The sequence below is a fragment of the Dyella silvatica genome (assembly GCF_026283955.1).
Taxonomy (GTDB): domain Bacteria; phylum Pseudomonadota; class Gammaproteobacteria; order Xanthomonadales; family Rhodanobacteraceae; genus Dyella_C; species Dyella_C silvatica.
Genome location: NZ_JAPDPE010000156.1, coordinates 1 through 10,857, shown reverse-complemented (window position 1 = coordinate 10,857; position 10,857 = coordinate 1). Strand labels below are relative to the sequence as shown.

Below are 10,857 nucleotides of genomic sequence, written 5' to 3'. Positions count from 1 at the left end.
TGGCTTTATCCATGCGAATAGTCTGCCGCAGGCCATCGGCGTAGTACGGCGATAGCAGCATGTCCAGCGGCATTTTTACGAAATCGGGATCGCCAAGGTAATCATTGTGGTCGCGGAACGCGCGCCGCATCGCCTCGATCACCAAGTGCGTGCGCTCGGCCTGATCGAGCTTGCTCAGATCGAAGCCGGACAAAATATTCAGTATCTCGGCCACCGCTACGCCACCGGATGACGGCGGCGGCGCGGTAACAATGCGATAGCCGCGGTAATTCACGCTAATAGGCGCACGCTCTTTGACCTGATAGCTTTCGAGATCTTTAGCCGTCCAATTACCACCGGCCGCACGCACGGCATCAACCAGTTTCTTGGCCGTCTCGCCGCGATAAAAACCATCGAAGCCGCGCTCGCCGAGCAGTTCCAGCGTGCGTGCCTGATCGGGATCTCGCCACACTTCGCCAGCGACCGGCGGCTTGCCATTGGGCAGATATTTGGCGGCCGCCGCGGGCCAGCGGCGAATCTCGTTCTGCCGCTCGGTAACCGCATGGATCATGCGGCTGTCCGGCTTGAAGCCCTCGCGAGCGAGTCGGATCGCCGGCGCCAGCGAGGCCTTCAACGGCAGCTTGCCGTAGTGCTGGGCCAGCCACGCCAAACCGGCGGGCTCGCCGGGAATACCGGCCGAGAGCGGGCCATTCAACGCGGTGTCGCGATTGGGGTTGCCGTCTTTGTCGAGGTAATCCTTGGCATTGATGGCGGCCGGTGCCGTTTCGCGGGCGTCGATAAACACTTCATGGCCATCGGAGGCTCGGTGCAATACGGCCATGAAACCGCCACCGATACCCGAACTCTCCGGCTCGACGATCGACAAGGCCGACGCCACGGCTACCGCCGCATCGAACGCATTGCCGCCCTTGCCCAGCACTTCGAGACCGGCCTCGGTGGCGTGAAAGTTGGCGCTGGCAATCGCCGCATGACCTGGACGCTGATCGAATGTCCGCGGCGCGGCGGCGGTGGCCGACGCCGGCTTGAGATCATCGGCGGCATAGGCTGATGCGCAGGTCAGCAGTAATCCCAACAAGCATGCGCGAGAGTTCAGGCCAAATTTCATGCAGCTCCCTTCTGGTCCATCAACGCCTGGTATTTAAGTTCGAGTTGCTCACGTGTTTCGGGGTGCTCGGCATCGACCGGAATACAGTCGACCGGACACACCTCGACGCACTGCGGCTGGTCGTAGTGACCCACGCATTCAGTGCATAACGCCGGATCGATGACGTAGTACTCCTCACCGAGCGAGATGGCCTTATTCGGGCAGACCGGTTCGCAGACGTCGCAGTTGACGCAGGTATCGAGGATTTTCAGAGACATGGGAAGCGATACTACATGCTGGCCGCAAGACCCCCTCTCTTGCTGGCAAGAGAGGGTTCGGGAGGGGTGAGAGCTTGCGGCAGAAGTTCATCCCCTCCTGGCCTCCCCTTGGCGAACCCAAGGAGAGGAACGAAGTGCTTACATGGCGACGAAACGGAAATTCGCGCTGGTCGGCTTGAGTGCGTCGGTAACGCGCTGCTGGTCGGCCGTGTCACCGATGAACAGTACGATCACGTCTTTGAACGAACCCGGCTTGGCATCCTTGAAGGCTTCAAGGATGAACTCGGCCGTCTTGGCGGAATCGGGGCCGGCGAATACCAGCATGTTGCCCGGCAGCACGCCGCGAGCCACGACATCCTGCACGTTTTGCAGCTGGCGCTCGCGACCGGCCTTGATCTCGTCGGTATCGCCAGCCGGCACCAGGTAGGGGAACGGGCGATCGGAGGTCATGCCCTGCATGTTCTGCTGCACGATCTGGCCGAGGTAGGAGTTCCACGCCTTGGCATCGTTCGGGTCGGTCGGCTTGGCGACCTTCTGAACCTGCTGCTGCACGGCTTGCTGATCGCCAGCGTCCTTGTTGCATGCGGTCAAGGCAAAAGCGCTGATTAGCGCGAGAGTGGCAACGAGAGCGAACTTACGCATGATGATCACCTTTTTGTTTCGATTGACTGATATGTAATGACGGAGCTTGTCCGGCAAGCTCTACAGCCAGCGTTGCCGCATGGCCTGTTGTACCGCGGGATGCACGAAACCGGAAATATCGCCGCCGAGACGGCCGATTTCGCGTACCAGCGACGAGGAAATAAAGCTGTATTGCTCTGCCGGGGTAAGAAACAGCGTTTCGGTCTGCGGAATCAGATGGCGGTTCATGCTGGCCAGCTGGAATTCGTATTCGAAATCGGACACCGCGCGCAGGCCGCGAATAATCACCCCGGCGCCGATCTGCTCGACGAACTTGGCCAGCAGGCAATCAAAACCGCGCACCTCGACATTGGGCAGGTCAGCCAGGGCCAGGCGGGCCAGCGCAATACGCTCTTGCAGGCTGAAACCCGGGCCGCCGCCTTTGTTCGGGCTCTCTGCCACCGCCACTACCACACGCTCAAATAGCGGAGCAGCGCGCGCGACCAAATCGGAATGACCATTGGTGATCGGGTCGAAAGTGCCCGGATAGACGGCGAGACGCCGGTTGATCGACGGTTTGTCCACAGAAAGATCAAGGCAACGAGAAGGCGGTTAGCTTAACAACGTATGAGCCTGCCCGATATCTCCCCCTGGCCTGCCGCCCGGTGACGTGAAGAAACCGTCTTCCCGCGGCACCCGGGTCAGGCCTGGGCCAGCGGCTGCCGCCGGTAGAGCGCATAGTGCGCCTCGCCTGCCGTGCCCTCCCGGTGTGGTTGCCAGCTGCCGGGCAGTACCGAAACGCTGCCGCGCTGCGATTCGACATAAATCCAGGCCCGAGGCGTCAGCCAGCCGCCCTGCTCCAGCTGCTTCGCCAGCGGGGTCCATAAAGCCAGCGAGAACGGCGGGTCGAGAAAAACCAGCTCGAAGGCCTGCGGCGCGCCCTGCAAAAAAATGCCGGCATCGAGCGCGGTCACCTCGCCGCCCAACGTCTTGAGCCGACTGAGGTTGTCGCGCAAAACCTGGGCAACGCGCGGGTCGCGCTCGACGAATTGCACGCTGGCCGCGCCGCGCGACAGCGCCTCGATGCCGAGCGCCCCGGTGCCGGCACACAGATCCAGGCAACGCGCGCCGTCGATTATCGGCGCCAACCAGTTGAACAAGGTTTCCCGCACTCGCTCGGCGGTTGGCCGCAGGCCGGGCAAATCCGGCACGTTCAAGCGGGAATTGCGCAAGTTGCCGCCGATAATGCGGATGCGCCCAGGCGCGGTGTGGGTGGTCATGCCCATCCTCGCGGTTGGGCAGTCAGTGGGAGTGGCAGTGGTAGCATGCCGCTCATTGTCTTTGAATCGCTGCCTCAATGTTCAAGTTCTGGAAAAAGAAGCCCGCCGAATCGACGCCACAGCCACCGCTTGACGCTCCGGCGCCAGAGGTCTCGGCAGACGCCGTATTGCCCGTGCAGGAGGCCGACGCCCATCTCGCGCCTGCCGAGCCACATTACGTGGTGCCCTCGACCGAGGTGGCGCCCGCCGAAGCCGTCGATAGCTCGCCGGCCCAGCCTGTAGCCGCCCCGGGCAAGCCGAGCTGGCGCGAGCGTCTCTCCGGCAGCGGCTTCGCCCGCGGCCTGTCGTCGCTGTTCTCGCGTAACCCCAAGCTCGACGACGCCTTGCTGGACGAGCTGGAAACCACGCTAATCACCGCCGACGTCGGCGTCGAAGCCAGCACCGCCCTGGTCGAGGCCCTGCGCAAGCGCATGCATAAACGCGAGTTCGCCGACGCCAGCGCGTTATTGGCGACACTGCGGCAAGAACTCACCGCCCTGCTCAAACTCGTGCAGAAACCCCTTGAGGTCTCCACGCATCAACCGTTTGTGGTGCTGACCGTAGGCATCAACGGCGCCGGCAAGACCACCACCATCGGCAAGCTGGCACGGCGCTTTCGCGACGAAGGCCACTCGGTATTGCTGGCCGCCGGCGACACCTTTCGCGCCGCCGCCGTGGAACAACTCAAGACCTGGGGCGAGCGCAACCAGGTACAAGTGATTTCGCAAGGCCAGGATGCCGACGCGGCCAGCGTCGTCTTCGATGCGTTGCAGGCGGCACGCTCGCGCGGCACCGGCGTATTGATCGCCGATACCGCCGGCCGGCTGCATACCCAAGGCGGCCTGATGGATGAGTTGGGCAAGATCGCCCGGGTGATGAAAAAACTCGACGTCAGCGCTCCCCATGAGGTGTTGATGGTGATCGATGGCACGACCGGCCAGAACGCCGTCAACCAGGTGCGCCAGTTTCATCAAATCGTCGGGGTTACCGGGCTGGTGGTGACCAAGTTGGATGGCACCGCCAAAGGCGGCGTGGTGTTCGCGCTGGCACGCGAATTCGGCTTGCCGATCCGCTTTGTCGGCCTGGGCGAGACGGCCACCGACTTGCGTGTATTCGACGCCGAAGCCTATGTCGATGGCCTGCTTCCCGCGAGCCTCGGCCATGCGTGAGCACGAATGCCCATGCAAACCACGCCCGCCACGGTGGCGTGACTTATAGCGATGCCACGCCCACTCCGCATCGCCTTGCTGATACTCGCCGGTGCCGCGGCGAGCGTGGCCATCGTCGCCGTGGTAGCGATCCATCTGCTGCTGCAACCCGATCGCTTCACCGCCATGCTGCAAAGCCAGGCGCGCAGCGCCGGCCTGCAGCTGAGCCTGGCCAGCCCGGCCAGCCCGACGCTATTCCCCCGGCCCGCGCTGGAGCTGCAAGGGCTGACCCTGGCCGCCCAAGGCGCCAGCATGCCGATCCTGCTGGCCGAACGTGGGCGCCTGGCGCTGCCGTGGCGCACCTTGCTCGGTGGCGAAACGGTTATTTCGCAAATGGAGATCGACTCGCCGCGCGTGGATCTCGATGCATTCCAGAGCTGGTTATCCAGCTTGCCGCCACGTCCCAGCGGTCAGCCATTTGATATTCCACGCATCGATGCCGGCGTACATATCACCCGCGGCAGCCTGGTACGTAGCGACCGCCTGCTCTATGGCGATGTCGCGCTGGACGCCGGCAGCCTGGCGTCTGGACGTCCATTTCCGTTGAGTCTTGCGGCCAAGGATGCCGACGGCACCCCGCTACAGCTGACGCTGTCGGCCACGCCGCGCATCGATGGCGACGCCTTGCAGCTGGATAACATTGCGCTGCATCTGTCCCAAGGCAGCTCATTGGTGTTGCAAATGACCGGCGAAGCACGCTGGCACGGCGCGGCCGATGCGACGGTAAACCTGCGCGGCAAGCTCGATCACGCCGATGCCGGGGCTTACAGCGTTACCCTGGCCTTGACACCCGCCAATCAAAACGAACCCTTATTGCTGGCGCTGAAACTCGACGGCCCCGATAACCGCGCCGACGTACGCCTGCCGCCACTGGCACTGGCCGACTGGTGGTCACAACTGGGCAGTCAGGAAGGCCCGAGATTATCGGTGCCGCCCGGCAGCGGACATATCGAAATCGGCAGCATCGAAACCGGCGGCATCAGTATCGAAGGCCTGCGGGTGGATGCCGGCGTCGATGTGCCGATCAGTGCCGCAAGCACAGCCAGCCCGGCCAAACCCGCGTCAGCCAAACCTGCCCCCCGTAAAAAATCATGAACCCATTTGCCTCCGCCCTGCTGGCCTGGTTCGATCACCACGGCCGCAAGGATCTGCCTTGGCAGCATCCGCGCGACGCCTATCGGGTCTGGCTATCCGAAGTCATGCTGCAACAGACCCAGGTCACCACGGTCATCCCTTACTTTTTGCGCTTTGTCGAAGCGCTGCCGACACTGCCAGAGCTTGCCGCGGCCGATGAAGATCGCGTGTTGGCGCTGTGGTCTGGGTTGGGCTATTACCGCCGAGCACGCTTTCTGCATCGCGCCGCGCAGCAATGCGTTGCCCAGCACGGCGGCGAACTGCCGCGTGACTTTGACGCACTCAGCGCCCTACCCGGCATCGGCCGCTCCACCGCGGGTGCGATCCTGGCGCAAGCGCACGGCCTGCGCTTTCCGATTCTCGACGGCAACGTCAAACGTGTGCTCACCCGCTTTCATGGCATTCACGGACACCCTAGCCAAAGCGCGGTGGAAAAAGTGCTGTGGCAACACGCCGAGGCACACACGCCGAGCAAGCGCGTACCAGACTACACCCAGGCGATCATGGATCTGGGCGCCAGCCTCTGCGCGCGCTCACGGCCGCAATGCGAAGCCTGCCCACTGGCGACTGATTGCGTGGCCTATCGAGATGGCCTCACCGCGCAGTTGCCCACCGCCAAGGCCAGCAAGAGCATTCCCACCCGCGCCACGGTGATGCTGATCCTGCGCGATACCAAAGGGCGCGTTCTGCTCGAACGACGCGGCCCGCAGGGGGTGTGGTCAGGCCTGTGGAGCCTGCCCGAAGCCATCGATCACGATGATGCCTGGCGCACCGCGCAACGGCTGGCGAAGATCGACGACGCGCATGCGCTTACCCCGTTCACCCATGTCTTCAGCCACTACCGCCTGCAAGTCGAGCCACTGCTGTTCGACGAGGCGTCAGCCCATCGCGCCATCGCCGACAATGCCACGCTACGCTGGTGCGATAGCACCGAAATCGCCGCGTTAGGCCTGCCCGCACCGGTGCGCAGCCTGCTGCTTGCACCGCTTTCAAGGACATCACCATGAGCCGCACCATCCATTGCGCCAAACTCGGCATTGACGCCGAAGGCCTCGATTTCGCCCCCTGGCCCGGCCCGCTGGGCCAGCGCATCTACGCCGAGATCTCCAAACCCGCCTGGCAGCAGTGGCTGGCCCACCAGACCATGCTGCTCAACGAGTATCGCCTCAGCCCGCTCGACCCCAAGGCCCGCCAGTTTCTCAGCGCCGAAATGGAGAAATTCCTGTTCGGCGGCGACGTAAAACAACCCGAAGGCTACATTGCCCCCTCCACAGAGTCTTGACTCCGGGCTTCACATCCGCTTAAATGCGCGGCTCTAAGCAACACCGATGACCCACGCGGTTGTCAGCTTGGCTGAGTAGCTCAGTTGGTAGAGCAGGGGATTGAAAATCCCCGTGTCGGCGGTTCGATTCCGTCCTCAGCCACCATTAGATCGAGGGCCTGCAGCGATGCAGGCCTTTGTCGTTTTTGGGGCTGTCCGGAATTTGTCCGGAATTTCTCGGCGACCTCTCAGCGGCTGAGAAACGACGGCGTCGTGCTACTCACATGCCCTGCCCCCCCCCCTCCTCCGCACCGCTCTCGAAATGTTCACCTAGGCCAAGTGCCAGGAGTGCGCTCAATCCACGGTTTGAGCTGCGCCAGGTACGACTGGCATTGCGCCTGTGCGCAATCAGGAAACGGAATATCTGTGACGTCGAAGAAGCTAAGGTGCCCAGATAAAGAAAACATCGGCCGACAAGTCGGATTGACAGCCACACTGCGGAGGAATATCTAGCAAGCTGCCTCTCATGGCTTACCAACGAGAAGGAATGAAATTTCTTCGCTTGCGCCGCGAGCTGATGTTTGCAGCAACACCGAATCTGGCCAACGAGAATCGTATGCAAAGCAGCCACATGGCATCGAGTTGGAGTTTAGCCAGGCATCCATAATCTCTGGCCTGATCGGGGGCGATAAGCCAGCCGTTGGCGATTCGATTACCAACGGGTCGGTATATGGAGTGTTCCAATTCAACGGGAGTCAGCTATGCGCATTTTTCCATTTGTAATCGTCAGCACATTAATGCTTATGTCCGTCGTAGCACATGCTGGGGATTGGCCTCCCGGAAAAAAGAGTCAGTTCATGGATGGATGTCTCACCGAGAATAAGAGCGACACCCTCAAGCCGAGTGAAACTGCAGCGTACTGCAAATGTAGGGCCGAGGTTCTAGTGAGTAAGTTCACCACCGAAGAAATCGACAAGATAGCTTCCAGGTCCGCCCATGGGGATCTGGAAAATCGATTTCGGACGGCGACGATCAAGGCCTGTTCCGACTGAGCTAAGCCAAACACAAAAGCCCCAGATCATCCTGGGGCTAGTGAGCCGGCTTAGAAGGCTTTAGCCCTTAGCCTGCCACGCGACAACAAAACACAATGACTTTTAATTGAACAAAGCCCCTGACCCATCACCATTTCTCATCAGCTTGCAACTAGTTATTTAGGAGATAATTAATTGCCGCTGCAGACGCAACTGGAAACTTTGCGCTGATGACTTGAGATTGCGACGGCATACCCCAGTTATCGGTGTCGGGATCATTAAATGTCGCACGAATCTGAATCTGATTTGAACTCGACGGAATTTTATAACTAAACGAAAACTTAGTCAGCGTTCCGGTCCCGACAATCAGATTGGTTGCACACGCGTAGTTCATTCCCGTGCCCTGCATATATGTCTGATCGTTCGGGGTTGTATTTTGCTTATTTGGCAGAACTGAATCGATTAAGGCATTTCCGTCATATACCTTAATTAGTCCCGGGACAGTCATTTCACAAGTACCAAGCCCAGCTATCGCCTGATGCCTGCCACTAACCGAAACATTGACATTGATTGTAGCGCCACGAGCAGGCCTCCCATCAATTGATACTGTAGTAGAAGTGGCGTACCTATTATCCGCGCGGCACGGAAAAGCCACCACCATGGTTAAGATGGGAAGCCATAAAATGGAAAAAGTTACTTGCTTTATATGCATGATGCTTCCATATTCTTTTTGCACTTCTTTGCGTTCAATTTCTAGTCAAACGGACTCCCGAGAAATCTCAATATAGAGCCATCAACATCGCACCATCGACGTCACATTAATCACCTCATGACAATTGACGCGAAATTAAGTCCAACAGAGCAATAGATTTCACTCAGAAATCCAGAAAACCCGCACTAACGCCCCGCGTGAACAGCGCGACCATTATTGCTTAACGATAGTTAATCCCATCAGTTGCGGACGACCATTACTGCTGCACTGAGTATTGTTAACGATAACGATCACGGGGGAGCTCATGGAAAAAGCAGTCAGTGCAGCAGCGTAATAGGTTTTATATCCCGGATCTGTTCCCACCGAGCTATATAGGTCAGTATTCGAACAACCTGCCGGATTAATGACCGTTGATCCGGTCGAGAGACTGAACGTATCACTGCCCCAACCCGTCATGAGTTGAGCAATGGTCACAGGTCCAACCTGGGTTTGAGCAAAAATACTCGTGGACAACGAAATGGTCACTGCAGCCATGAAGCACTTCTTCAAAAGTGTTACTTTCATTTCTTACTTCCTATGTTTTGATTTTTTAAGAAAACTTACGCCGTCTATATTAATTTTTCACAAATCGCATGCTGTTGCAATAGGTGAAGCTGAAATCAATTTTATTGATGCACTAAACTCGGCATGACATGACAATACTTGACACGACATTACTTGGATTCAGTCCAAAGTAGAAATCTCATGCCCAGGCTTCAATTTCGTGATAGTCGAGCCCGAAATTTTAATACTCTTTGTCAGCCGACAAGCCTCTGCCCGGCGTCAACAAAATGACTGATGGCGTAGCTGTCCATTTCAGAATGGTATCGCCATGCGGTCCGCGCATATCCTTCCTACGAAGGACTGCTCTGGTCAAAGTAGCAGGTAAGGCCACGGATAACTTCGGAACCAATGGACAGCCTAGGGGATAGACCTCTCCGGAGAGCACAATGCAACACCCATGCGTTAGACGTAGCGGCTCTTCGACTCACCGGCCCACTGCTTCACGCTCTCTCATGCCGGATAATTAGCCGCCCCATTCCGCCCAATTTATACGCAGCGGAGCCCTATCTGATCGATATTTAAGCTCCCGTGCCCCCAAGACGCCCGATAGCTAGCTGGCTGGCCTCCAGCGCTGCCTTCGGAGTGCTTTGCTGGGTGTCTTGCATCGCGATGACGATACTTGCTTCACCCAAAGACCCTCATGTCTTGCCGCCATCTCTTATACCGTACGCACCTTGGATCGCCCTGCCTATACCGGGCCTGCTTTATCTGGCCTGGAGTTATGACCAGCATGGCACCCACGGGCTGGGCTACAAGTTCGCTGGGGTGCTGCTGGGTATCGCCATACCGGCAGGCCTGGTCATCGCCTTGTTTAGTTTTCTAGGCATGTTCATAGGCCGTGTCGGCGGGTAGCTCTATGTCCATTGCACCAACCCTCATCAATAGTGCCCAAAGCCGCGGCCCCATCTCTTATGTGTCGATGATCCGATATGGAAAATTTTGATTTCAGCACGCTTTGCGACGATGTAGTAACGGCCTCGAAGAAGGCCTTCTCAGAAATCGCTGCACGGCAACCTGACGATGAACTGTGTGCTTTCGCGCTTTACAGCGACTCGGGTGCCATGACGATATGCCCGGCCATGTGCACTGCAAGCTTTCTTGCAGCCAAGGCACAAGAAGAACCGGATGAATTGCCGTTCTACAAATACTCGCCTTCAGAATGGCCATGGGAGGGCGAAGGCGCAAGCGAGGCATTCAAGAGCATCTGTACCACCGTTCGAGAGCAGGTGTTCTCCATCGAAGACGACGAGGAGGCTTTCGACGCCTTCAAACGCCAGCTCATCGAAACCTGTATCAAGGCTCAACTGCGACTACGCCACGAGTTTTTTGAGCCTCGCGATAAAAACCTTCTACTACTGGTGACGATATCTGATGACGACGAGCCTGCTGCGGAGCTTCAAAGCAGGGTTGAACGACTCAACGATTCGACGCAGTCAGCCGAATTTGCCGCATGGGCTGAGACGTGGGCGTAGTAAGCGCGGTAAAGAAGCAGTGCACATTTCGCTGAAGCCGGCCCGCCCCTGCCCGAGCTCAAAAACCTTTCGTATGGAGATCTCATGAAGTGACATCCCACTCGACTGCACTAACTGGGAGCAAGGCGGCATGC

General features: G+C 58.8%; 13 protein-coding genes and 1 tRNA gene. 7 read left to right on the top strand and 7 right to left on the bottom strand.

Annotated elements, in window-relative coordinates:
• The 5 genes from OUZ52_RS21065 to rsmD all read right to left on the bottom strand — a co-directional run.
• Positions 1-1,105 (bottom strand): gamma-glutamyltransferase family protein (locus OUZ52_RS21065; protein ID WP_266160532.1); only part of this gene is annotated, 1,105 nt, incomplete at its 3' end.
• Positions 1,102-1,362 (bottom strand): YfhL family 4Fe-4S dicluster ferredoxin, encoded by a 261-nt coding sequence (locus OUZ52_RS21060; protein ID WP_266160531.1) that lies wholly within the window; start codon positions 1,360-1,362, stop codon positions 1,102-1,104. The genes OUZ52_RS21065 and OUZ52_RS21060, both read right to left, overlap by 4 nt.
• Positions 1,363-1,500: 138 nt before the next feature.
• Positions 1,501-2,004 (bottom strand): hypothetical protein, encoded by a 504-nt coding sequence (locus OUZ52_RS21055; protein WP_266160530.1) that lies wholly within the window; start codon positions 2,002-2,004, stop codon positions 1,501-1,503.
• A gap of 60 nt (positions 2,005-2,064) precedes the next feature.
• Positions 2,065-2,568 carry a pantetheine-phosphate adenylyltransferase gene (gene coaD / locus OUZ52_RS21050; RefSeq protein ID WP_266160529.1) on the bottom strand — a complete coding sequence of 168 codons (504 nt, stop codon included), beginning with the start codon at positions 2,566-2,568 and terminating at the stop codon, positions 2,065-2,067.
• A 116-nt stretch (positions 2,569-2,684) separates the two neighbouring features.
• A complete protein-coding gene (gene rsmD / locus OUZ52_RS21045; protein WP_425493899.1) occupies positions 2,685-3,263 on the bottom strand; it encodes a 16S rRNA (guanine(966)-N(2))-methyltransferase RsmD in 579 nt (192 codons plus the stop codon).
• Between the two features lie 77 nt (positions 3,264-3,340).
• Here rsmD and ftsY point away from each other — a divergent pair, with 77 nt between their 5' ends.
• The 5 genes from ftsY to OUZ52_RS21020 all read left to right on the top strand — a co-directional run bounded on the left by ftsY (position 3,341) and on the right by OUZ52_RS21020 (position 7,071).
• Complete coding sequence (ftsY, locus tag OUZ52_RS21040) at positions 3,341-4,471, top strand: signal recognition particle-docking protein FtsY (RefSeq protein WP_266160527.1); 1,131 nt, start codon at positions 3,341-3,343, stop codon at positions 4,469-4,471.
• 51 nt (positions 4,472-4,522) lie between these two features.
• Entirely contained in the window at positions 4,523-5,605 is a 1,083-nt protein-coding gene (locus OUZ52_RS21035; protein WP_266160526.1) for an AsmA family protein, read from the top strand.
• Entirely contained in the window at positions 5,602-6,651 is a 1,050-nt protein-coding gene (gene mutY / locus OUZ52_RS21030; protein WP_266160525.1) for an A/G-specific adenine glycosylase, read from the top strand. Before OUZ52_RS21035 ends, mutY begins: the two co-directional genes overlap by 4 nt.
• A complete protein-coding gene (locus tag OUZ52_RS21025) occupies positions 6,648-6,926 on the top strand; it encodes an oxidative damage protection protein (RefSeq protein WP_266160524.1) in 279 nt (92 codons plus the stop codon). The genes mutY and OUZ52_RS21025 overlap by 4 nt, the downstream gene beginning before the upstream one ends.
• Before the next feature lie 69 nt (positions 6,927-6,995).
• Positions 6,996-7,071, top strand: a tRNA-Phe gene (locus OUZ52_RS21020).
• A gap of 1,037 nt (positions 7,072-8,108) precedes the next feature.
• On the opposite strand, the gene OUZ52_RS21015 is transcribed toward OUZ52_RS21020, so the two are convergent.
• Both OUZ52_RS21015 and OUZ52_RS21010 read right to left on the bottom strand, forming a co-directional pair.
• Positions 8,109-8,648 (bottom strand): hypothetical protein, encoded by a 540-nt coding sequence (locus OUZ52_RS21015; RefSeq protein WP_266160523.1) that lies wholly within the window; start codon positions 8,646-8,648, stop codon positions 8,109-8,111.
• 213 nt (positions 8,649-8,861) lie between these two features.
• Positions 8,862-9,212 carry a hypothetical protein gene (locus OUZ52_RS21010; RefSeq protein ID WP_266160522.1) on the bottom strand — a complete coding sequence of 117 codons (351 nt, stop codon included), beginning with the start codon at positions 9,210-9,212 and terminating at the stop codon, positions 8,862-8,864.
• Between the two features lie 648 nt (positions 9,213-9,860).
• Here OUZ52_RS21010 and OUZ52_RS21005 point away from each other — a divergent pair.
• Positions 9,861-10,103, top strand: coding sequence for a hypothetical protein (locus OUZ52_RS21005; RefSeq protein WP_266160521.1), 243 nt, complete (start codon positions 9,861-9,863; stop codon positions 10,101-10,103).
• A 77-nt stretch (positions 10,104-10,180) separates the two neighbouring features.
• Positions 10,181-10,723: a DUF4303 domain-containing protein gene (locus OUZ52_RS21000; protein WP_266160520.1), complete on the top strand. Its 543-nt coding sequence runs from the start codon at positions 10,181-10,183 to the stop codon at positions 10,721-10,723.
• Positions 10,724-10,857: the final 134 nt, after the last annotated feature.

Excerpts from the sequence above, each read along its gene's own strand:
- OUZ52_RS21035 (WP_266160526.1), top strand. The coding sequence starts at position 4,523 with ATGCCACGCCCACTCCGCATCGCCTTGCTGATACTCGCCGGTGCCGCG.
- ftsY (WP_266160527.1), top strand. The coding sequence starts at position 3,341 with ATGTTCAAGTTCTGGAAAAAGAAGCCCGCCGAATCGACGCCACAGCCA.
- OUZ52_RS21000 (WP_266160520.1), top strand. The coding sequence starts at position 10,181 with ATGGAAAATTTTGATTTCAGCACGCTTTGCGACGATGTAGTAACGGCC.
- rsmD (WP_425493899.1), bottom strand. The coding sequence starts at position 3,263 with ATGACCACCCACACCGCGCCTGGGCGCATCCGCATTATCGGCGGCAAC.
- OUZ52_RS21005 (WP_266160521.1), top strand. The coding sequence starts at position 9,861 with ATGACGATACTTGCTTCACCCAAAGACCCTCATGTCTTGCCGCCATCT.
- OUZ52_RS21025 (WP_266160524.1), top strand. The coding sequence starts at position 6,648 with ATGAGCCGCACCATCCATTGCGCCAAACTCGGCATTGACGCCGAAGGC.
- OUZ52_RS21010 (WP_266160522.1), bottom strand. The coding sequence starts at position 9,212 with ATGAAAGTAACACTTTTGAAGAAGTGCTTCATGGCTGCAGTGACCATT.
- OUZ52_RS21055 (WP_266160530.1), bottom strand. The coding sequence starts at position 2,004 with ATGCGTAAGTTCGCTCTCGTTGCCACTCTCGCGCTAATCAGCGCTTTT.
- mutY (WP_266160525.1), top strand. The coding sequence starts at position 5,602 with ATGAACCCATTTGCCTCCGCCCTGCTGGCCTGGTTCGATCACCACGGC.
- OUZ52_RS21060 (WP_266160531.1), bottom strand. The coding sequence starts at position 1,362 with ATGTCTCTGAAAATCCTCGATACCTGCGTCAACTGCGACGTCTGCGAA.
- OUZ52_RS21015 (WP_266160523.1), bottom strand. The coding sequence starts at position 8,648 with ATGCATATAAAGCAAGTAACTTTTTCCATTTTATGGCTTCCCATCTTA.